The following is a 21531-nucleotide window of genomic DNA, read 5'->3' on the forward strand; positions in this document are numbered from 1 at the left end:
CTCCTGCTTATTTTGAAGCTAGTGCGTTTCTGTGATGAGTAAATGCTGCTCGATAATAGTCGCCAAGAGGCGAGCGGCGACTTTACTGCTGCGTCCATCAATATCAAAGGTTGGGTTAATCTCGGCAATATCAGCCATCTTTACTTTGCCTGATGCCATGATACGTTTGACCGCGCGCTCAACGAAGCTGAGTTCAATACCATAGGCCGCTGGCGCACTGACACCAGGAACGACGCTCGATGGCAAGCAATCCATATCAATGGTTAAATAGACCACATCAACTTCATTAATAAAATTTTCTATTTGAGCATCAATTTTTTTCCATTTTTTATTGGTGCAATCTTCGTCACTGATAATGTGTACGCCTAACTGCTCAGCACGGTCGAAGAGCGCGGCAGTGTTGGAAAACCGACTGACGCCGATACAGCAATAGTGAAATGGCTGACCCTGTTTATCAAGGTGCTCGGCAATCTGGCGAAATGGCGTACCAGACGTGGCGACATCAGATTGACGAATGTCCAGATGCGCATCAAAGTTAATCACCCCGATGGTAGGCATTGTGCTCGCATCATTTTCAACATTGCTTTTGACATGGTTTTCGATATTGCTAACGTCATTAGTAGACTTATAGGTTTCTGATGACAGCGCCTGCCACAATCCTAAAAAGCTGCCGTAAGCGATGGCATGACCACCACCAAGACCAATAGGTAGTCCGCCTTGCTTAATAATATGACTTATCTTCTCGGCATACTTTACTTGGGCTTGCTCCAGAGTACGCTCGGCAAAATCATCATTATCATGACAATGGATATCGCCAGCATCACCCAGCAGGGTTGGTAATTGACCATCAAAGCGTTGTTGTAACTCAGCGATGACCGGCAGCGCCGCAAATGCCTGACGAATCAAGGGCGGCGCAGCTCGTGCACCCACGCGTCCTTGATTACGTCTGACGCCTTGGTCACAAGCGAAACCGACCAGCCCAATGCGCTGGCCGTTTTGCTGACTGGTGCTATCAAAGGCATAAGGCTGTGCTATTTGATACCAGTAGCGGGCGCGCATAGACTCAAACGGCTCTGCACGTCCTGTCCACCGACTCATATCAGCTGCAGTGTGGCTAACGGTTGTGCCAGTCCCAGTCATTGACATGCTCATTGCCGACCTCCTTTAATACAATAAAGCGTTTATTTAGAGTGATACCTTTTACTTAGATTCATACCAATCGCTGCGCAGTGACTGCCAATACTCGGTGAGCGTGCCATCTAATACTAGTTGTTTTGCTGCTTCAATATCAGGGGCTAGGTAACGATCTTTATCATAAAAAGTCACTTGCTCGCGTAGTTTCTGATGCGCTGTCTGTAACGGCTCTGAGGTATCTAGTCCACGGTGAAAATCGATACCTTGACCAGCAGCCAAGAGCTCAATGCCGATAATGGTGGCGGTATTTTGCGCCATCTCATATAGGCGGCGCGCACAATAGGTTGCCATCGATACATGGTCTTCTTGGTTGGCAGAGGTTGGAATACTATCGACACTGCCTGGATGGGCGATAGACTTATTTTCTGATGCCAGAGCCGCTGCCGTCACATGAGCAATCATAAAGCCTGAGTTCACCCCAGCATTGTCAACTAAGAATGGCGGTAAGCCGCCTGACAAGGTTGCATCAATCAATAAAGCCACGCGTCGCTCAGACATAGAGCCAATCTCAGCAATCGCTAAGGCTAAAATGTCTGCAGCAAAGGCAACTGGCTCAGCATGGAAGTTACCACCTGAGATAGCAACAGGGCCATCATCGTTGTTAAAAATAAGTGGGTTATCGGTTACCGCATTAGATTCAATTAATAAAGTCTTGCCTGCTTGATTGATGATATCAAGGCAAGCGCCCATGACTTGTGGCTGGCAACGCAAGCAATAAGGGTCTTGTACTCTATCGTCTTGCTCGCCATTATGGGAGGCGCGGATTGCACTGCCTTTAATCAGCTGACGATGCGCTTTGGCAATTTCAATTTGACCATGATGACCACGCACTTCATGAATACGCGCATCAAATGGGGCATCCGAGCCTTTGGCTGCATCAATAGACATGGAGCCGACGATGGTGGCTGTCTCAAGTAAATCTCGTGCTAAGAAATAACCACGCAATGCCAGTGCCGTTGAGACTTGCGTACCGTTAATTAATGCCAACCCTTCTTTGGCCGCTAGGGTAATGGGCTCAAGACCATGCTGCGCTAACGCATCAGCAGCGGGTACTTTTTTGCCGCCAACATAGACATCGCCTTCCCCCATCATGGCCAGCGTCATATGCGATAAAGGTGCTAAGTCACCAGAGGCACCAACTGAGCCTTTAGCCGGAATATTTGGCGTAATTTGATTGTTAATCAAACCGAGTAGGCTATCGACCACGACGCGGCGAACGCCAGAAACGCCTTGCGCTAAACTGGCAACTTTCATCACCATAATTAGCCGAACTACATTGTCTGGCAGCGCTTCGCCCGTACCCACCGAGTGAGAAACGATAAGGTTACGCTGGAGTAGCTCAAGCTGATCATCACTGATACGGGTTTTTGCCAACAGACCAAAACCGGTATTGATGCCATAAGCGCTCTTATTACGGCGGATAATCGTTTGTACATCTTCATGTGAGGCATTTATCGCTTCATAAGCGCTTTCAGGTAGTGTCAATATGACAGGTCGCTCATAAATATCGCGCAACATCTCAAAGCTTAATTGGCGTGGGTATAGGGTTAGTTTTTTGATAGTGGTCATACGAGTTATCCTAGTTATATAATTATTTATTTTTATAGTGTAAAAGTGGTTTGTTCTATTTAATCATCGGTAGATTTAAGCCATATTCTTTTGCTGTTTTGATGGCCAGCTCATAACCTGCATCCGCATGACGCATCACTCCTGAGCCGCAATCATTGACCAGTACTCGCGCCAAGCGCTTAGCAGCGGCATCGGTACCATCTGCGACGATGACCATGCCAGAGTGCTGCGAATAACCCATACCAACGCCGCCGCCATGATGCAATGACACCCAAGTGGCGCCGCCTGCGACATTGAGCATGCCATTTAATAGTGCCCAGTCAGATACCGCATCTGAGCCATCTTTCATACTTTCTGTTTCGCGGTTCGGGCTGGCAACAGAGCCAGTATCCAAATGGTCACGACCGATAACGATAGGACCTTTTAATTCACCGCTTTTGACCATCTCGTTAAAGGCTAAGCCTGCTTTATCACGTTCACCAAGACCTAACCAGCAGATACGCGCTGGCAGACCTTGAAACTGAATGCGTTCTCTCGCCATGTCTAACCAGCGATGAATATGCTGATTTTCAGGGAACAACTCTTTGATTTTTTGATCGGTTTTGTAGATATCTTCTGGATCGCCTGATAATGCGACCCAGCGGAATGGCCCTTTACCTTGGCAAAACAGCGGACGAATATAGGCAGGGACAAAACCTGGGAAGTTGAAGGCATTTTTTATGCCTTCATCAAATGCCACCTGACGGATGTTATTGCCATAATCAGTCGTTGGAATCCCCATTTCTTGTAGATCTAGCATAGCTTGCACGTGTACGGCACAAGACGCGGCGGCAGCTTTGGTTAATGCGGCATGTTGGTCTGGATTTTCTTGTGCCGCTTTCCATTCTTCAACTGTCCAGCCACTTGGTAGATAGCCATTGATTAAGTCATGAGCGGAGGTTTGGTCAGTGACTAAGTCAGGTTTTATCTCGCCTGCGTTAGCGCGCTTGACCATCTCAGGCAAGATGTCTGCCGCATTACCAAGTAGCGCGATTGAGACGGCTTCACCCGCGTCCGTATGTTGTTTAATAAGCTCATAAGCATGGTCAAGATTGTCGGCTTGCTTATCGACGTAACCAGTACGCAAACGGAAATCAATACTAGACTGCTGACACTCGATGTTTAGAGAAGTCGCCCCAGCAAAGGTCGCGGCTAGTGGCTGCGCGCCGCCCATACCGCCAAGACCTGCGGTCAAAATCCAACGTCCTGCCCAGCTACCGTCATAATGTTGGCGACCTGCTTCAACAAAGGTCTCATAAGTGCCTTGGACGATGCCTTGAGTGCCGATATAAATCCAGCTTCCGGCAGTCATCTGACCGTACATAAATAAGTCTTTACGATCGAGCTCATTGAAGTGCTCCCACGTTGCCCAGCGCGGGACAAGGTTGGAGTTGGCAATCAATACGCGCGGCGCATTTTCATGAGTTTGAAAGACGCCAACAGGCTTACCAGATTGCACTAATAGTGTCTCATCGTCTTCTAATTCTTTGAGTGACGCGAGGATTTGATCATAGCTTTCCCAGTTACGGGCTGCGCGTCCGATACCGCCATACACGACCAAGCTTTTTGGGTTTTCAGCCACATCAGGGTGTAGGTTATTTTGCAGCATGCGATAAGGGGCTTCGGTCAGCCAGCTTTTGCAGTTTAATGTGCTACCAGTGGGCGCAGCGATATTGCGACTCTCGTCACGGCGGGTGAATTTATTATTGTTGCTGGTGGCGTTTCTGCTCAATCCATTATCGGTAGTCATGCTCAAATCCTTGTGATTGTTTATACAGTTTGCTAGTTGCCGTTTGTTGGCAGCATTATTTGGTGGTATTATTAATTTGTATATACAAATTATCAAAGATAATTTTTTCATGCAAGCGTTTTTTTATCAGTAGCTAAATTATTTATAACACTGCTTTATTCGATTGGCTGCTCTCATGGTGATTATGATTATTGTCATGATATTATGTCAGCACTTGCATAGTTGCAGTCGGTGGTTAAAGATAAGCATGACAAAGGTGAAGCGTGATATGACAAAAAAAGTTCCAGCCTATCAGCGGATTAAAAACGCAATCTTAGATAATATTCATTCTGGAAAATGGCAGGCGGGCGCAGCTATCTCCACCGAAATGGCGCTGGCAGAAGAGTTTGGGGTATCGCGAATGACAGTAAACCGCGCCCTAAAAGAACTAAGCGAGGAGCGAGTATTAGAGCGTCGGCAAGGGTCGGGGACATTTGTCGCACAGCAGCAGTTTAATCATACCTTTGTAGAAGTGCGCAATATTGCTCAAGATTTAAAGTCGGCCAATCGCGATTATCAGGCACAAGTGTTGAGCAAACGCGCTATTACCGCGAGCATGTTAGACGATGAGATGCGTGGTAAGTTTGATATTGATGAAGCAGCCTTTTCTTCTAATTCTAAGGGTGATGATTCAAAGGACACTGATAACAATACTAATAGCGCTGAAGCAGCGATTTTATATGAAGTAAAAATCATCCACTTTGCGGATGGCCAGCCGATACAGTTTGAAGAGCGCTGGGTCGATGCGACAAAAGTACCAGAATTTATTGAGCAAGATTTTAGTGTGGTAAATACCAGCGATTATCTGATTGCTAAAAGTCCGCTTGAGCGTGGTAGCTATACTATCCGAGCTTTAGCAGCGCCTGATGAGATTGCTGATGCACTACAGATTGCCCCGCAGTCACCGACGTTAGTATTGTGTCGTCAGACTTATTCGGCTGGTCAAGTATTGACCTTTGTGAAGATGTGGCATGCAGGCGATCGTTATCAGTTTTCTGGTGAGTTATAGCTTTTATTGAGGTTGTCCTATTGCTTTTTGCTCATTTCAGATAATAAGTCGAGTTGTATTTCTTGTATCTCAGCGAGCCTATCCCATTGATGCATTAAAAGATGATCCAATTTTTCATGCAAGTGTTGGATTTCAAGCTCAGCTTTTAAGTTAATTTGATAGTCATTTTCCGAGCGCAATCTGTCTTTGGTTTCTTGCCTGTTTTGGCTCATCATAATGACAGGTGCTTGAATGGCAGCGATACAGGATAATATTAAATTCAATAGAATAAACGGGTAGGGGTCAGCAGGACGGGCGACCATCACCACAGTATTGACGATGATCCAAATGGCTAGAAAAATAGCAAAACAGATGAGAAATGACCAACTACCACCAAAGGTTGCAATTTTATCTGCCAATCGTTCACCGAAAGTCCATTTTTGCTCTAGAGTCTTATCAATATTTTTGGTGATGAGTTCATGCTGTTGCATGCTTTTAATCAATTCAGATTCAAGAACGGTCACCTCACCTTTTTCAGACGTTAGCGATGAGTGCACATACTGCATTCGATACTTACTTAAATCATTTTGGCAAATATAATCTGTAGGTAAGCATTCAGGGAAATCATGTAAAATGTCTTCTGTAATTGCCTGTCGTATGGTGCCTATAGGGGTAAGGGCTTTTATAGGATAATTTTGCCCACAGACAATACAGTGATAAACGCCACTTTTTTTATTCATCGCCATATTCCCTTTCATCGCTATATTCCTTTAATGAAGCTGTTTTTATAATAAAACTATTCACTAGGGTCTGCACCCGGCGGGAAGTCATGACGCAGCTGCGCGACATTGGCAGCAGTCACTTTATCTGTAAAACCATTTAAATCACTGTGTACATATTGAGTGACCGCTGCAATTTGCTCATCATTCATCATGCTATGAAAGGCGGGCATACCGCGCAAGCCATTGATGACGACGCTAATAATGTAGTATTTAGACTGCATCTTGCTGTTGTTCGCGAGTGGCGGATAGTAACCCGCTCCTTGTGCGCCTTCGCCTTTAGACATATGACAGCCTGCGCAAGAGTCGTCGTAAAGTTTTTTGCCATCATTACTAAAAAACCCCGTTTTACCTTGTGCGCTGCCTTCAAATTTGGTTAGCCACTTTTGCAAATTTGTATCATCACTCATCTTTGCTATCGAGCTGACATCAACGATATTCATGGGCGGGCGAGTAAGTTCTTCTTTGGGCATATAAACCGCGCCCCAAGCGCCATTATTACGGCTGGCCTGATTGTCAAAACTGTCATCCAAGACCATCGCCGTTGCTTGCAGGCTAGCAATGGTAGGAGCGTTGGTTTTAGTATGTTGACTACAACCTGATATAAAAGCCGTGCCACTTATTATTAATATAACCGGCAAGTGAGATGACTTATATAAGTTTAAATGCTTTGATTTTACTTTTATCATGCCTGCTTACCTTAATTTTATACTGACTAAATACTGTCTGCTAACCAATGATTTTAAAAGTTGTTTATTAAACTAGCCCAGTTTTTTGGCTTTTTGATGTAAGCGTTTGGCGGCATCTAAACCCGAGAGTATGGCGCCTTCTTGCCAAGCAGGAATGTGCGAGCAGTGTTCGCCTGCTAATACAATTCGGTGGTCGATGGCACATAACGTATCGTAATATTGCTCGCGGCTTGACTCACTCCAAAGCCCATAGCAGCCAAGTGACCAAGGGATACGATGCCAAGCGACTGAGGTACCCGAGCGAAACTCTTTGGTATATTGCGGATGAATGCGTTTGCCATACTCTAACGCGGCATGAATGCGCTCTTTTGGCGTTAAGGAGTTAAACTTATAAGACGCTTCGCCAAAGCCATAAGCGCCAAGTAACACGCCCGACCCTGAGGTAAATAAATCTTGGGAAGGATAAGAGATTTGGGTAATCGGCAGATCAGTATAAGTGATGCCGCCATAAATCCATTCGTCCTCCTCCCAAAAGCGCCGTTTAAACTCAAGCCCGACTTTAAAGGAGCTATCGTAAGGGACAGCCGCCATCGCTTGCTTCATCGGCTCTGAGACATTGATATCAATTTGCGTCAATACCGACAGTGGAATATTGCAAATGCACCAATCAGCGCGAATGCTTTTAGTGCTACCTTCAGAATTACTGCTATTAGAATTACTGCTATTAGAATTACTGCTTTTAGCATTAGCTGTATCGACATAATCAACGGTAACGCCGCTTTCATCTTGATGGATCTTAGTGACTTTGGCATTAAACGTAATCATATCTCGGCATTCGCGGGTGAAAGCATCGCCAATTTTCCCCATACCGCCAACAGGCTGGAACATCGCGGGTTGATGCACGTAAACGGTATAATTGGTGTAGAGATCCGCCCACATGCCTGAATCTAATAGTTTATGCATCGGTATCGGTGTTGAAGGCTTGGCAGCAGGCATGAGCCCGCCACCGGGATAAACGCTATAGCCGCGATGTTTACTGGTCTCGGCGCTTTTGACATAACGATAATTATTATCCAGCACACCCCAACCTTTAAGACCTTCTAATAGTTTTTCTTTATCCTCTTGAGTAACGGTATCATCTAAGCGGCCTTTATTGACGGCTTTGGATAATAACTCAGACACATAGCCGCGAATATCGCTTTGCACTTCACCCAAGCGCTGCGGCGCACCATTAAAATGATTGGTACGGTGCAAATAAGCGCGGTCATTGGTTTGGATAAATGGTTGCAGGGCGACATTAAACTTTTTGCAATAATGAAACACCGCGTAGTGATGCACCGGTAATCGCCAAGGTCCACCGTTGAAGTAATTGCCTTTTTTAAAGTCGCAAGTGACTTCCTCACCGCCAAGCTCGGTATATTTATCGCCGCTATTTAGCGTCCAGCTGCGTCCGCCACCACGATTTTGGTATTCAAGTACCGTCACTTTATAACCTGCTTTACGTAACTCGTAAGCTGCTGTAAGCCCGCCCAATCCTGCACCAAGGATAACGATGCTAGCGCCAGCAGGTGCGCCTTTCAGCTCTATCTCTTGTTTAAAACTCGACTCGGAGGCGAAACCTAATGCAGTCATCGCTTGATACATAGCGGTTGCGCCAGCGGTTTTACCTATCATGGCGAGCAGTTGTCGCCGTGTCGGGGAGGACAGCAAGTCTTTCATTTAATCATCCTTATCGGGCTTATCATAAGTAGTAACGCAATGAGAAAGTCGGGAGGTTTGGGTCTCTATAGGTTTAGCTTTTCTCTTTGATTATGCGTTTAACCTCTGCAGCAGTGACTTCGCTACTAGGCAAACCGCCGAAATTGACGCGTACGTAATTGGCAATACTGGCTATCTGTGCATGGCTTAAGTCTTTCTTAAAACCGGGCATTTTGGGCGCCGTATTAAAGGCACCTTTTGCGCCAAAAGCAATCACGCCAATAAGCGCGTCAGGCTTAGCACGGCGAATGCTACTTAAGCCAACGATGGATGCATAACGGGCATCAGGCTGCGCATAACCGTCAACGCCATGACAACTAGCGCAGTGAGTGAGATATAAAGATTTTGGCGAATCGCTACTATTAATAGAGCTGTTGCTTACGCTACTAGTAGCAAGGGTCGCATTAGCTTTTGCCTCGGCCAGATAGTCTTTTTGCTCAAGTAAGTTATAAGTAATAGAAGGGCTGATAGGATTTGGCAGCTTTGCAACGTTGACGGGTATCAAATAATCATCCGTCTTAATGGCGGGTACGACTTTTAGATAATTGGCCATTGCGCTCAAATCTGTATCTGTAAGATAACGCGTACTATGAGCAACCGCTTCCGCCATAGGACCACCTGCATAAGCACGTTTATCAAGCTTGCCAGTACGCAAATAGATGACGATGTCGCGCTCACTCCAACGCCCAATACCAGTCTCATTATCAGGGGTGATGTTAGGCGCGAACCATTTACCGAGTGGCGCACCAGAGAGATAGCGAGCGTTATCAAGACCTTGAGTGAGATTGCGCGGCGTATGGCAAGTACCGCAGTGCTCTAGGTTATTAACCAGATACTCGCCGCGCTGCTGAATTGGCGTCAGATCATCACGATTCTCGGTAGCGGGCACATTGATAAGATTCCAAGCCAGCATTAAGCTGCGAATGTTTAAAGGGAAAGGTAGATGAGTTGTTTTTTCAGGCGGTTTGTCGACGATAGGAACAGTCTGAAAATAAGCAAATAAGGCACTGATATCAGCATCGCTCATACCGTGATAAGACGGATAGGGCATAGCGGGATACAGATGATGGTTAGGAGAGCGACCTTTGCGTAGTGCTTTCTTAAGGTCAGCTTCGGTATAGTTGCCAATGCCATAGCGCTTGGACGGCGTGATATTGGTCGAATAAATATTGCCGATAGGCGTCTCGATGGCCACGCCGCCGCTGTAATCCTCGCGGTGGCAAGCCATACAGTCGGCAGTTCGCGCCACATAAGCGCCGCGATTGGCTAAATCGCTGTTACTAGGGCTGACATTAGGCAAGCTAATTCTAGCAGGCAAGTCAGTTATAGAAGGGTCGATATCTTTAGCCATAGCAGCGCTCGAATCAGGGCTGTAGGTCGCGCTAAGAATCAAGCTGAATGCCAATGCTGACATCGTGATAGAAAGTGGCTTCATAATATCCTTATAACCCTAAGCAAATAATGCCTGTCAATCATCCTTGATTGCTCTTACTAAAATAAAACTATTTGCCCGTAATAGCTACTGTTTCATCGCTTCAACCTCAACGTCTAAATCAAGATTTTTGCTGAGACCAAACCATGAATATTTATTTATATTCCACTTGGTTCGGTCTATCGTGGTGGAAAACGCCCCAGTACAAACCTCATTTTTGGCAGTAGCGCTTAGATAACAGTCGAATGCATTGGCGGTAAGACTGATAGGATGGGTCACACCATGTAAGGTTAAATTGCCATCTACACGCGTCACCTTACTTTTATTAAAGTGCCAGCTGGTGGATTGAAAGTGAGCAGAGGGAAAGCGCTCTATATCGAAAAAATCGACCCCTTTTAAACTTTTGCTAAAAATCTTACTGCCCGTATCCAAAGAGTTAATAGGTATAATTAATGAGATATCACCTGCTTTTAAAATTGCATCGTATTGCAATTGTCCTTTGACCTGATAGAAGCCGCCGGTCATAGCAGGACTTTTAAAACGTTTAATGGCAAAGCTTACCTTTGTGTTATTCGGATTAATGATATAACTGGCCGCATAACTACCGCCTATGGTGTTCACCATAATTAATAATATTAAGAACATCGGTAAGTAGCGGCTTTTTTTAATCTCTAATTTTTTATTCCTTAATATAGTGCTCATCGCCAGCTTCCTTTTAGTATTTAGCCGTAAGTATTCATCCATAAATGACGAGCGTAATCGATGCTTTTAGCCAGTCTAGTCTAGGAGATGGTTAGGAGTTGGCACTTAAATAAGAGTATAGGCTTGATGTTATTAAGAAAGCGTTAAGATAGTTTAATGAGAATGCTGTAAAAATATAAGAAAGCGTTAAAGACGCCATTTTCGATAGACATGTCTTCACTGAGAATACCGTAAAAAACTCTAAATTTCCGCAAGTCGTTAGCCTTGGCTCTAGATACGAAAGAGCAACTACGAAAGAGAAATTATGAAAGGCGAATTGTTAATATGTGTTGTTGTATATTGATATATGACAATTATTCGTGCTAGCTTTAAAAACAGCTAATCATTTATCAAATTCGAGGTTTACCAATAAAAAATGCTTTATTTTGAACTGATTATTTAAAATAATCTGTTTGCGCAAAATCAAATGTAATCTGCGGTTGAAAATTGGTCTATCTCAAACAAGGAGACAGCTATGCTGCTCGAAAAAATAAAAACACCTGGTCTTGCTCATCTGTCTTATTTAGTGGGATCAGGCGGGCAAGCGGCGGTGATAGATCCACGTCGTGATTGCGCGATTTATGTGGAGAAAGCTCGCGCAGCAGGTCTTGAAATCACCCATATATTTGAAACCCATCGCAATGAAGATTTGGTTTCTGGCGCCCCCATTTTAGCAGACATGACAGGGGCGACCGTATTGCATGGGCCTAATCCTGAACAGCCCATAGTCTATGCTCAAACAGTACGTGATGGTGATTGCTTCATCATTGGTCAGCTTAATATTCAAGTGCTAGAAACGCCTGGCCATACCGATGATCACCTTGCCTACGCGCTATTCGATACTGCTTATCCAGACAAGGCGGTGGGTGTTTTTACAGGTGATGCTTTATTTGTGGGAGATGTTGGTCGAACTGACTTTTATCCTGAACGGCGCGAGGAAGTCGCGGGTCTACTGTATGATTCACTACAAAAAATACTGGCGCTTGGGGATCAGGCGATTATATATCCCGCTCATGGTGCGGGATCTGTGTGCGGCTCAAGCATGGCAGAACGCGAGTTTTCTACTGTCGGCCATGAGAGAGTGAATAGACCTCTTGCAAAAGTCATAAGCCAAGCTCGAAATTAACAATACTGGCGAATAGCTTCATTCTAAGATCGTAGCGCTGACGACGGTTACGATATTTATGAGCCACGATTTTGAACCGTTTGATTAAGCCTATTTTGTGTTCAACCATAATGCGAAACTTAGCGAGATACTGATTGGCTTGTTTGCAGAGCTCTAACAATTGACCCCCACGTGGCTTTTTAAAGGGGGTGAAGCTCTGTTCATGTAACTTTGCAATGCCCTGATAGCCACTATCCCCTAATAGCTTAGTGTCACAAGGAAGCCAGTCGGGACAAGTATCTTTATACAGCTTAAAATCGTGGATTGACCCTTTGGACGTTTGAACATCTAATATTAAGCCTGTTTTCCAGTGGACGATCACTTGCGCTTTTAAGGTGTGTTGTTTCTTCTTGCCGCTATAGTAGTCTCTTTGGTTTTTTTTGGACGCTCAATAGGGGTTTCGGTTGCATCGACAATCACGACTGACCAATTGATGTCGTCATCGACTCTACTAGGCAGCTTTTTGGGTAATTCAAACTTGCCTGAATTGATAAGAACATATTCTACTTTACGAATAATACGGCTAGCAGAAGACTCATGAATACCGAAGTCCATACTGATGTGGTACAGCGTCCGGTATTCACGCCAATAAGTAAGGGCCAGTAATATTTGCGCCTCAAGACTAAGCACGCTTGGTCTACCTGATTTGGTCTTTTGGGTTTCATGCTGCTGCATGGCCTCAAGCATTTCATAAAAGGTCGCTTTATGAATGCCCGTGTAGCGTTTGAAGCCAGCGTTATTTTGTTCGAGTAGCTTATCTATGTTTGGCATGGTTCTTAGCCAGTTGTGAATGTATTAGTTATTGTAAAATCCTCTGCTACTTTTGCAAGAGGTCTAATAACCCACGTTTACAGATGACGGATCGTGAGGCCTTTATTCAGTTTAAAGTCAGTGAGAACCATTATCAGCCGCCGTATTTTAGGCTAATGGAGCGGCTCAATATGGAAGGTGGTGAGGCGCCACCGCCGGTCATGCGCCCGCGTCATCTGTCGCTAAAGCAACTTCAAAGCTGCACGGCTGACCATCTAATCGATATTCGCGAGCCGATGGCGTATGCTGCTGGTCATTTTCCGCGGTCAATGAGTTTGCCTGTCGGCATGATATCTGCTTTTGCGGGCTGGTTCATTCGTGAAGGGGAAAGTATGGTGCTGATTGCCTCAGATGAGGAGCAGCTTGCCACGGCAATGGTGCATCTGGTAAGAATCGCCTTTGATAATATTATGGGTGGTTATATTGGCGTAGTACCGGCAGCGGCTCAGGGTCAGGAGATGCAACGAACCCCTATGATTGACACCGCTGAGGTTGAAGCACGTTTGATGAATAATAAAGGCAAAGAGGAAGATAGCTGGACACTGCTTGACGTCCGCGACGTTGACGAGCGCGCCGCCACAGCGATTGAAGGATCACAGCATATTTATGTCGGTCAACTGAACGAGCGCTGGCACGAACTTGATAAAAGTCATCACTATACTTTGATGTGTGCCAGTGGCGCGCGGGCGACGGTAGCCGCTGGGTGGCTAGCAAGCCGAGGGTTCGATAATCTTGATATTTATCTCGGCTCTATGGGTGCATGGAAAGCAGGGCATAATTGATATAAAGTGGCTTATATATTTATTGAAAATTGAATAGGGATATTAAATATACGCGACCATAGTCATTGAATCCATAATCACTGAATCCATAGCCAATTAACAACCAATAGTGCCGTCTTAGCTGATATAAAGGTTGTCTTCAATACTGTTTTTCATATGCAACAGACGCGGGGCGATATCTTCCTCTAGTTTGTCACGGCTAAGGACAAAGTTTGGTGCGCCGCAATTAAAGGTCAGTAGACCTTCAGTCGGATGCATCAAGGCCGTGGCAACTGCATTGACGTCTTTTTGCCATTCACTAATCGAAAAACAGTACCCATAATCATCATAATCCTTAAAGGCTTTGTCCAGTCCTCGCCTAATTTTTAGCCAATCATCTTTATGCTTAGTACGAATAGCGTCAAGGATGAACTCTTGCTCCGCCTGCGGCATACTAGCCAAACATGCTCTTCCCATTGAGCTTAAATGAATAGGTAAGTACGAGCCGACATTGCGCCGCATCGTAGTGGTGCTTGAGCCTTGTACGACATTGAGATATACCATCGTCAGGCGATCACGAGTTGCCATAGCAACGGCACTGTTAGCATAATCTGCCAGCTCTTCCATGTACGGCGTGACCAAATTATTGATAGAGATATTCGCCATCATTGTATAGCCAAATCCCAACACACCTACAGAGAGTTGATATTTACTACTGTTCGTCGATTGCTTTAAATATCCTAACTTGACTAAGGTATAAGTGAGACGCGTGATTGTGCCTTTCGGAAGCCCTGTTAATTGGCTTAAGTCTTGGTTGCCAAGATAAGGACGCTGCGGGGTAAAACAACGCAGCAGCTCAAGTCCTCGAGCCAAAGCGGTGACAAATTGCCTGTCATTTTGATCTCTCATCTCTGCAATGGGCTCTAGCAATTCAATATGCGTTGTATTGTTAGTGCCTTCATCCATAAGGTTTTTAGTTGTCATATATTATTTTTAATCTCAATCAAGTTAATATAAATATGATAGTAAACGCACTATTTACCGTACTTTATAATCAAAAAAAGGATTCTAGGCTAATAGTAGTCGGCATCTTTAATCATACTATATTAAAGATGCCATTAAATTCTTAACACAGTTATTATAAGCTATTTCGCTATGCGGTATATATATTGAGTAATATTACGCCTTTTGTGGGTCGTACTGTTGTTCTTTAATGAACAAGGTTGGGATAAGACCACATAAGAAGTACGCGCCTGCCATCAGCAACAAACCTGCGCCGATAGAGTTTTGCATGGCCATATAACCAATGGCGACGGGTGCAATAACCGAACCCAAGCGTCCGATATTGAATGCACCGCCAATAGCAGTACCTCGAATAGCAGTAGGAAAGCTTTCTGTTAAATAGGTGGCATTGATAGCATAAGGGATGCCGTATAAGAAACCAAAGGTTAACATGAGCCAACCGATGTTTTCAGGGGTATGGAAATATACCAATACTGGAATAAAGAGCGCCGTACCCATAGTACCGAATGCAAAGACTATTTTACGCCCAATTTTATCCGCCACTAGACCTGCCACGACTTTAGCAAACATCATGGTCAGATAAGTGCCCGCCATATATAGCGCCATCTCTTTAAATTTGATGCCCAATTCAGTTTCTAGGTAAGAAGGTAGCCAGTTGCTGACTCCGAAATAGCCAAATAGTAAAAGACCTGAACTCATTGACCATAAGATGAACATGATGCGATGTTTGGGATTTTCAAATATGGCTTTATAAGGATTTTCAGGTTTTTGTAGCGAATCTTTTGCACCACTGAGTTTAAGAGCACGTGCCGCTTTCCAAGAATTTGGTTCAGGTATAAGAAAGTACATAGCTATCGATAGAATAATAGGTAAAAACGTTAACAGGTATAGTGTGCGCCAACCATAACTTGGAATAATCCAAGCTGAGATGCTGGTGATAACCAAAGACCCTAAGGTAAAACCTGTCATCAATGCGGCAAGTACCGTCGTTCGATGTTTGGTAGGTACCATCTCAGACATCAAGGTATTGGTAGCAATGTATAAGCTGCCAAGACCCAAACAAGCGGTGAATCTTAATGCTACAAACTGCTCATAGCTTTGCACAAAACCACTAAAGCCAGACAGAAGGGAGAAGAGCGCTGTCGCAAGCACGATCACACGCACTCGACCAAAACGATCACAGGCCCAACCACCGAAAAACCCACCGATGGCCATGCCAAATAAGGACCAACTGCCTAAAGCACCCGCTTGTACATTGGTCAACCCAAATTCTAGCTTTATACTTGAAAGTGTAAAGGCGAGAATACCAATATCGGCTCCATCACATAATAAAACTAGAAAACAAAAAAAGAAGGCCAATTTCCAAGGCTGTTTTTGCACAGGAATTAAGCTCGGATTTGAAATTATAGCGGCACTTTTCACAATTTATATCCTTATTGTTGTGAGAGTAAAAGACTATGAGCATATGGGTATAGTGACGTTACTCAGGTATCTGCATCCCAGCAAATACCTCAATACGCTTTAATAATGTAAATACCTGTTACTAATCAAATAACTAGCATTTAAATAAGTGAAAACTACTCGCTCACCTCTTTAATCATATTGCGAGCAATGATGATTTGCTGAATCTGAGTAGTCCCTTCATATAAACGATATAAGCGCACATCACGATAAAAACGCTCAATACCATAGTCGGCGATATAACCAGCACCGCCATGAATTTGCACCGCTCTATCAGCGACGCGGCCGCACATTTCAGTGGCAAACATCTTGGCACATGACGACTCGGTAACGACGTCTTTACCTTCATCGCGCAGGCGTGAAGCATCTAATACCATAGATTTGGCCGCATAAATCTCTGCTTTTGAATCAGCAAGCATCGCTTGAATAAGCTGAAAGTTGGCAATCGGTTGCCCAAATTGCTTACGCTCCACCGCATAACGTAGCGCATCGTCTAGCATTCGAGTAGCTGCTCCGGTACTTGCGGCGGCGATATGTAAGCGTCCTTTATCAAGGACTTTCATGGCCGTTTTGAAACCTACACCTTCGACACCACCTATCAAAGCACTAGCAGGAACGACGCAGTTATCAAAAATCACATCACAGGTATGAGCGCCTTTTTGCCCCATTTTTTTGTCAATTTTGCCAAGCGTAATACCAGGGGTATCGCTCTCAACGATAAATGCTGAAATACCGCCCGACCTTTTATTGTCGGGGTCAGTACGTGCCATGACGGTAAATATACCCGCTTGAGGGGCATTGGTTATATAACGCTTGGTGCCATTAAGTACATAGTTGTCACCATCTTTAATAGCCGTGGTTCGGAGTGAGGCAGCATCTGAGCCTGACTCTGGTTCGGTCAAGCAAAAAGAGCCGATGATTTCACCACTGGCAAGTCTTGGCAGATATTTTTGTTTTTGTTCTTCGGTGCCATCAATCACAAGACCAGATGAGCCGATACCGTTATTTGTCCCTATTAATGAGCGAAAAGCGGGTGAGGTGCGTCCCAATTCAAATGCCAGTGTGACTTCTTCTTCCATAGTAACGCCAAGCCCGCCGTACTCTTCGGGAATGGTCAGTCCAAACAGCCCTAATTCACGCATCTGGCTGATGATCTCTTCTGGCAGACGGTCGTTTTCTGCTACCCAATCTTCTTTCGGTATCAACTGGTTGTTTACAAACTGACGAACAGTTTGGACGATATGGTCGAGTACTTCCTTATCTCTAATCATGTAGTTCTTCCTTGTTGAAATAATATCTAATATTGCTAATAGGGACTTTATGGTTAATTCGAACAAACAGCATAATGGATAGTTTATTAAATTACAATACTTTTGGTTTAAAAAACCGCAATGCGGTATTTATTAAGAGTAAATATCTTTGACTTAGGGTTTATTTCTGAATTTAACTGGGGTTTTCTCTTCACAAATGGAAATAAACAGTATATATTGGCACTAGATATCGCTATGCGGTATTAATTATCACAATTTTAAGGTGTTTTAAGGATTGCCGTATTTTGCTTAAAGGCACTGTTTAAATTAAAGGACACTATTTAAAGGATGGCATCATGGAAGAGCAAATAATTTTAATTGAGCAGCAAGTAAATGGCGTTTGCGTGATAAGGCTTAATCGTCCTAAAGTTCGAAATGCTTTAAATACCGAATTACGTCAGAAACTGGCAGATATTTTTATCCAATTAAACGATGACCCTCAGATTAAAGCTATTGTGCTGACGGGTGGTGACAAAGTGTTCGCCGCGGGCGCTGATATTAATGACTTTTTAACCGCAAAAACGGTTGATGTGTATCTCCGTCATAGCGAACGTTATTGGGATGCCATCACCAATTGCCGTAAGCCGATTATTGCAGCGGTCAATGGTTATGCCCTTGGCGGCGGCTGTGAGCTTGCTATGCATGCTGACATCATCGTCGCTGGCAAGTCGGCTAAGTTTGGACAACCAGAAATCAAAATAGGGCTGATGCCAGGAGCAGGGGGCACGCAGCGGCTGTTTCGCGTGATTGGCAAACATAAAGCCATGAAGCTGATATTAACGGGCGACATGATAAGTGCTGATGCAGCGGATCAAATGGGATTGGTTTCTGAAGTGGTCGAAGATGAAGCTACTATCAAACGTGCTATTGAAATCGCTGAACAACTCGCAGGGTATTCACCGATTGCTTTAACTCAAATCAAAGAAGTTGCCAACCTCGGGGTGGATATGCCGCTACAAGGCGCATTGGCTCTAGAGCGTAAAGCCTTTCAGATTTTGTTTGATACTGAAGATCAAAAAGAAGGGGCGAAAGCCTTTTTGGAAAAACGTAGTGCTGAATACAAAGGACAGTAGCTTGTTGAGACAAACATAGGCATAGCTAAATCAATTTTCAAAAAGAGAGCATATAAAGGATTATTATGACCGTGAACACATTGGCCATTATTGGTACAGGCATTATGGGTATGGGTATCGCCCAAATCGCAGCGCAAGCGGGCATTCAAGTACTTTTATTTGATGCCAAGGCAGGAGCTGCTGAGCAAGGACGCCAATCTCTTCAAGCGACCCTCGAAAAACTGACCGCTAAAGGTAAATTTAACGACGAGCAACTACAGTCTACCTTAGCTAATCTGACCGTGATTGAAAATATAGCCAAAATTGCTGAGGTAGATGTCGTAATCGAAGCGATTGTCGAAAATTTAGAAATAAAACAACAGCTTTTTAAACAACTAGAAAGCATTGTTCCTGCTGAGACGATTTTGGCAACCAATACCTCATCACTAGCAGTGACCGCGATTGCCTCCGATTGTGAGCACCCAGAGCGCGTAGCAGGATTTCACTTCTTTAACCCCGTGCCGCTAATGAAAATCGTTGAAGTGATTCCGGGCATCTCTACCAAACAATCAGTAGTAGAAACGCTTACAACTCTAGCCAAACGCATGGGGCATTTAGGGGTGGTGGCAAAAGACACCCCCGGGTTTATTGTCAATCATGGCGGCAGAGCTTATGGCACGGAAGCCTTAAAAATATTAGGCGAGGGAGTCGCTAGTTTTGAGGATATAGATCTTATTTTACGTGAAGGGGCTGGCTTTCGAATGGGACCGTTTGAGCTGCTTGATCTCACCGGTATCGACGTATCGCATCCAGTTATGGAGTCTGTTTATAACCAGTATTATTCTGAGCCGCGCTATCGTCCGCATCCTTTAACCCGTCAGATGCTAATAGGAAAAAAGCTTGGTCGTAAAGTTGGTGAAGGTTTTTATAAGTATAAAGGTGGTCAAAAAGTTGTAGCAGATACATCTAAACAATTACCTTTTAAGACAGATTCTGATATCTCAAACCTCTCAGTTTGGATTGGGGCGGATTTGGTAGAAGATAAAAAACAACTGGTTGATTACCTAAACGCTAACGGCATCAATATCGACGACAATGATAAGCCAAACCCTGACAGTTTAATATTGCTGGCAATCTATGGTGACGATACGACCAATGCGGCTATTCGCTATCAGGTTAATCCTAAACAAGCGGTAGCCATCGATATGCTGACTGACTTATCCAAGCATCGTACGTTGATGCCAAGTATCGTCACCCAAGATAACTTTATAGCGCAAGCTTATGCCCTATTTGGTAGAAGTAATAAATTCGATAAAAGCTCGGATGAGGGTTCAAATGTTGCTATCGATGCCACACTAATTACCGAAAGCACGGGTTTTGTGGCGCAGCGAGTTATTGCCATGGTAATTAATTTAGGTTGTGATATCGCGATGCAAGGTATTGCCACACCAAAGGATATTGACAATGCCGTCAAGCTTGGATTGGGTTATCCGTATGGTCCTATCTCATGGGGGGACGAGCTTGGTGCCCAGCGTATCTTACTTATCTTAGAGCGTATTCATGGGTTAACGGGTGATCCACGTTATCGTCCTAGCCCATGGCTGCAACGCCGCGCCACCCTAGGTGTTTCACTGTTTACTCAGCAAAATAATTATTCAAGCTAATGGCTTATTAATGACTTAGCGCGCCCAAGTGTACAGTTGCTAAGCCCTATATTTTATTCAGAAAAACTCTCAAAACACAACAAGGAACAGTTATGTTAGATGCCTATATTTATGACGGGTTAAGAAGCCCTTTTGGTCGCCATGGTGGAGCATTAGCCACCGTACGTCCCGATGACATGATTGCGACAGTAATGAAAGCTTTGGTCGAAAAGCACCAACTGCCTAACGATATCTTTGATGAAGTATTGATTGGTAATACCAATCAAGCCGGTGAGGACTCACGCAATATCGCCCGTAATGCTGCGCTGCTAGCAGGGTTAGATGTCAAAACACCCGGTCAAACCGTCAATCGCTTATGCGCTTCAGGACTATCGACCATTATCGATGCCGCTCGTAGTATTACTTGTAATGAGGGGGATATATTTTTAGCAGGTGGCGTTGAGTCAATGACCCGCGCACCCTTTGTATTTGCCAAAACCGAGCAGCCTTTTAGTCGTGAATTTAAAGTATTTGATACCACCATTGGCAGCCGCTTCCCCAATCCTATCATCGAAAAACAGTTTGGTAGCGATAGCATGCCGCAAACGGGTGATAATGTGGCTCGCAAATACGGTATCACTCGAGAAGAAGCGGACAAATTCGCAGCAGCCTCACAAGCTAAGTACCAAGCAGCCAAACAAACTGGGTTTTTCGACGATGAAATAACGCCAATTATGGTATCGCAAGGTAAAAAACTGCCAGAAAAAGCGATATTGGATGATGAGCATCCTCGTGCCAGCTCTACTGTTGAAGCGTTACAAAAACTTAAGCCTTTAAACAACGAAGGTGTCGTCACAGCAGGCAATGCGTCAGGTATTAATGATGGTGCAGCTGCGCTGATTATTGGCTCAAAGCAGGCAGAAGAAAAGTTGGGCTTTAAGCCTATTGCCAAGATTCTGTCATCTGGTGCTATGGGTGTTGAGCCTAATATTATGGGCGTAGGACCTGTTGAAGCCATTAAACTGGCATTGAAACGCGCTGATTTAACCCTTGATGATATGTCCATCATTGAGATTAATGAAGCATTTGCCTCGCAGGTACTCGGCTGTCTAAAAGGTTTAGACATCGATTTTGATGACAAGCGTGTCAACCCCAATGGCGGTGCGATTGCCGTCGGACATCCGCTGGGTGCATCAGGCGCAAGACTTGCGTTAAGTACGGCGCGTGAGCTACAGCGTACGGGCGAAAAATACGCGGTGGTTAGTTTGTGTATTGGCATTGGGCAAGGGCTTGCCATGGTGATAGAACGAGTCTAAGTATTTTAAGCT

At 44.6% G+C, this 21531-nt stretch carries 19 protein-coding genes; 6 read left to right on the forward strand and 13 right to left on the reverse strand.

What is annotated here, in order from left to right; translation table 11 throughout:
• Positions 1-18: 18 nt before the first annotated feature.
• The 3 genes from PG901_RS01565 to hutU are packed head-to-tail and all read right to left on the reverse strand — an operon-like array spanning position 19 to position 4552.
• Positions 19-1152, reverse strand: coding sequence for a formimidoylglutamase (locus tag PG901_RS01565; RefSeq protein WP_442966835.1), 1134 nt, complete (start codon positions 1150-1152; stop codon positions 19-21).
• Between the two features lie 48 nt (positions 1153-1200).
• Complete coding sequence (hutH, locus tag PG901_RS01570) at positions 1201-2763, reverse strand: histidine ammonia-lyase (RefSeq protein WP_271133233.1); 1563 nt, start codon at positions 2761-2763, stop codon at positions 1201-1203.
• 55 nt (positions 2764-2818) lie between these two features.
• Entirely contained in the window at positions 2819-4552 is a 1734-nt protein-coding gene (hutU, locus tag PG901_RS01575) for a urocanate hydratase (protein WP_271133234.1), read from the reverse strand.
• Between the two features lie 268 nt (positions 4553-4820).
• Here hutU and PG901_RS01580 point away from each other — a divergent pair, with 268 nt between their 5' ends.
• A complete protein-coding gene (locus PG901_RS01580; protein ID WP_271133235.1) occupies positions 4821-5600 on the forward strand; it encodes a UTRA domain-containing protein in 780 nt (259 codons plus the stop codon).
• Between the two features lie 17 nt (positions 5601-5617).
• On the opposite strand, the gene PG901_RS01585 is transcribed toward PG901_RS01580, so the two are convergent.
• The 5 genes from PG901_RS01585 to PG901_RS01605 form a co-directional block, all read right to left on the reverse strand.
• Entirely contained in the window at positions 5618-6319 is a 702-nt protein-coding gene (locus PG901_RS01585) for a DUF1003 domain-containing protein (RefSeq protein WP_271133379.1), read from the reverse strand.
• 56 nt (positions 6320-6375) lie between these two features.
• On the reverse strand, positions 6376-7047 hold the full coding sequence (locus tag PG901_RS01590) for a c-type cytochrome (protein WP_271133236.1): 672 nt from the start codon (positions 7045-7047) through the stop codon (positions 6376-6378).
• A gap of 72 nt (positions 7048-7119) precedes the next feature.
• A complete protein-coding gene (locus PG901_RS01595; RefSeq protein ID WP_271133237.1) occupies positions 7120-8766 on the reverse strand; it encodes a flavin monoamine oxidase family protein in 1647 nt (548 codons plus the stop codon).
• Positions 8767-8839: 73 nt separating this feature from the next.
• Complete coding sequence (locus PG901_RS01600; protein WP_271133238.1) at positions 8840-10240, reverse strand: cytochrome c; 1401 nt, start codon at positions 10238-10240, stop codon at positions 8840-8842.
• An 84-nt stretch (positions 10241-10324) separates the two neighbouring features.
• Complete coding sequence (locus tag PG901_RS01605) at positions 10325-10939, reverse strand: YceI family protein (protein ID WP_271133239.1); 615 nt, start codon at positions 10937-10939, stop codon at positions 10325-10327.
• Positions 10940-11453: 514 nt separating this feature from the next.
• Between PG901_RS01605 and PG901_RS01610 the strand changes: the two genes are divergently transcribed.
• Positions 11454-12104 (forward strand): MBL fold metallo-hydrolase, encoded by a 651-nt coding sequence (locus PG901_RS01610; protein WP_271133240.1) that lies wholly within the window; start codon positions 11454-11456, stop codon positions 12102-12104.
• Here the strand turns inward: PG901_RS01610 and PG901_RS13670 are convergent.
• Positions 12082-12465: a transposase family protein gene (locus PG901_RS13670; protein ID WP_413786834.1), complete on the reverse strand. Its 384-nt coding sequence runs from the start codon at positions 12463-12465 to the stop codon at positions 12082-12084. The two genes, PG901_RS01610 and PG901_RS13670, sit on opposite strands and share 23 nt — an antisense overlap.
• An 8-nt stretch (positions 12466-12473) precedes the next feature.
• On the reverse strand, positions 12474-12914 hold the full coding sequence (locus tag PG901_RS01615; RefSeq protein WP_201629483.1) for a transposase family protein: 441 nt from the start codon (positions 12912-12914) through the stop codon (positions 12474-12476).
• Positions 12915-12997: 83 nt separating this feature from the next.
• On the opposite strand from PG901_RS01615, the gene PG901_RS01620 reads away from it, so the two are divergent.
• A complete protein-coding gene (locus PG901_RS01620) occupies positions 12998-13735 on the forward strand; it encodes a rhodanese-like domain-containing protein (protein ID WP_271133241.1) in 738 nt (245 codons plus the stop codon).
• A gap of 117 nt (positions 13736-13852) precedes the next feature.
• Here the strand turns inward: PG901_RS01620 and PG901_RS01625 are convergent, their stop codons facing one another.
• The 3 genes from PG901_RS01625 to PG901_RS01635 form a co-directional block, all read right to left on the reverse strand.
• Complete coding sequence (locus tag PG901_RS01625; RefSeq protein WP_201625588.1) at positions 13853-14698, reverse strand: IclR family transcriptional regulator; 846 nt, start codon at positions 14696-14698, stop codon at positions 13853-13855.
• Positions 14699-14893: 195 nt separating this feature from the next.
• Complete coding sequence (locus PG901_RS01630) at positions 14894-16159, reverse strand: MFS transporter (protein WP_201625587.1); 1266 nt, start codon at positions 16157-16159, stop codon at positions 14894-14896.
• A 155-nt stretch (positions 16160-16314) separates the two neighbouring features.
• Complete coding sequence (locus PG901_RS01635) at positions 16315-17469, reverse strand: acyl-CoA dehydrogenase family protein (protein WP_271133242.1); 1155 nt, start codon at positions 17467-17469, stop codon at positions 16315-16317.
• A gap of 335 nt (positions 17470-17804) precedes the next feature.
• Here PG901_RS01635 and PG901_RS01640 point away from each other — a divergent pair, with 335 nt between their 5' ends.
• The 3 genes from PG901_RS01640 to PG901_RS01650 all read left to right on the forward strand — a co-directional run bounded on the left by PG901_RS01640 (position 17805) and on the right by PG901_RS01650 (position 21519).
• Positions 17805-18581, forward strand: coding sequence for an enoyl-CoA hydratase (locus PG901_RS01640; protein ID WP_201625586.1), 777 nt, complete (start codon positions 17805-17807; stop codon positions 18579-18581).
• Between the two features lie 65 nt (positions 18582-18646).
• Positions 18647-20224 (forward strand): 3-hydroxyacyl-CoA dehydrogenase, encoded by a 1578-nt coding sequence (locus PG901_RS01645; protein WP_271133243.1) that lies wholly within the window; start codon positions 18647-18649, stop codon positions 20222-20224.
• Between the two features lie 92 nt (positions 20225-20316).
• Positions 20317-21519 (forward strand): 3-oxoadipyl-CoA thiolase, encoded by a 1203-nt coding sequence (locus tag PG901_RS01650; RefSeq protein WP_271133244.1) that lies wholly within the window; start codon positions 20317-20319, stop codon positions 21517-21519.
• Positions 21520-21531 lie beyond the last annotated feature (12 nt).

The organism is Psychrobacter sp. ANT_H3, assembly GCF_027919975.1.
GTDB classification, from domain to species: domain Bacteria; phylum Pseudomonadota; class Gammaproteobacteria; order Pseudomonadales; family Moraxellaceae; genus Psychrobacter; species Psychrobacter maritimus.

Excerpts from the sequence above, each read along its gene's own strand:
- PG901_RS01565 (WP_442966835.1), bottom strand. The coding sequence starts at position 1,152 with ATGAGCATGTCAATGACTGGGACTGGCACAACCGTTAGCCACACTGCA.
- hutH (WP_271133233.1), bottom strand. The coding sequence starts at position 2,763 with ATGACCACTATCAAAAAACTAACCCTATACCCACGCCAATTAAGCTTT.
- hutU (WP_271133234.1), bottom strand. The coding sequence starts at position 4,552 with ATGACTACCGATAATGGATTGAGCAGAAACGCCACCAGCAACAATAAT.
- PG901_RS01580 (WP_271133235.1), top strand. The coding sequence starts at position 4,821 with ATGACAAAAAAAGTTCCAGCCTATCAGCGGATTAAAAACGCAATCTTA.
- PG901_RS01585 (WP_271133379.1), bottom strand. The coding sequence starts at position 6,319 with ATGAATAAAAAAAGTGGCGTTTATCACTGTATTGTCTGTGGGCAAAAT.
- PG901_RS01590 (WP_271133236.1), bottom strand. The coding sequence starts at position 7,047 with ATGATAAAAGTAAAATCAAAGCATTTAAACTTATATAAGTCATCTCAC.
- PG901_RS01595 (WP_271133237.1), bottom strand. The coding sequence starts at position 8,766 with ATGAAAGACTTGCTGTCCTCCCCGACACGGCGACAACTGCTCGCCATG.
- PG901_RS01600 (WP_271133238.1), bottom strand. The coding sequence starts at position 10,240 with ATGAAGCCACTTTCTATCACGATGTCAGCATTGGCATTCAGCTTGATT.
- PG901_RS01605 (WP_271133239.1), bottom strand. The coding sequence starts at position 10,939 with ATGAGCACTATATTAAGGAATAAAAAATTAGAGATTAAAAAAAGCCGC.
- PG901_RS01610 (WP_271133240.1), top strand. The coding sequence starts at position 11,454 with ATGCTGCTCGAAAAAATAAAAACACCTGGTCTTGCTCATCTGTCTTAT.
- PG901_RS01615 (WP_201629483.1), bottom strand. The coding sequence starts at position 12,914 with ATGCCAAACATAGATAAGCTACTCGAACAAAATAACGCTGGCTTCAAA.
- PG901_RS01620 (WP_271133241.1), top strand. The coding sequence starts at position 12,998 with ATGACGGATCGTGAGGCCTTTATTCAGTTTAAAGTCAGTGAGAACCAT.
- PG901_RS01625 (WP_201625588.1), bottom strand. The coding sequence starts at position 14,698 with ATGACAACTAAAAACCTTATGGATGAAGGCACTAACAATACAACGCAT.
- PG901_RS01635 (WP_271133242.1), bottom strand. The coding sequence starts at position 17,469 with ATGATTAGAGATAAGGAAGTACTCGACCATATCGTCCAAACTGTTCGT.
- PG901_RS01640 (WP_201625586.1), top strand. The coding sequence starts at position 17,805 with ATGGAAGAGCAAATAATTTTAATTGAGCAGCAAGTAAATGGCGTTTGC.
- PG901_RS01645 (WP_271133243.1), top strand. The coding sequence starts at position 18,647 with ATGACCGTGAACACATTGGCCATTATTGGTACAGGCATTATGGGTATG.
- PG901_RS01650 (WP_271133244.1), top strand. The coding sequence starts at position 20,317 with ATGTTAGATGCCTATATTTATGACGGGTTAAGAAGCCCTTTTGGTCGC.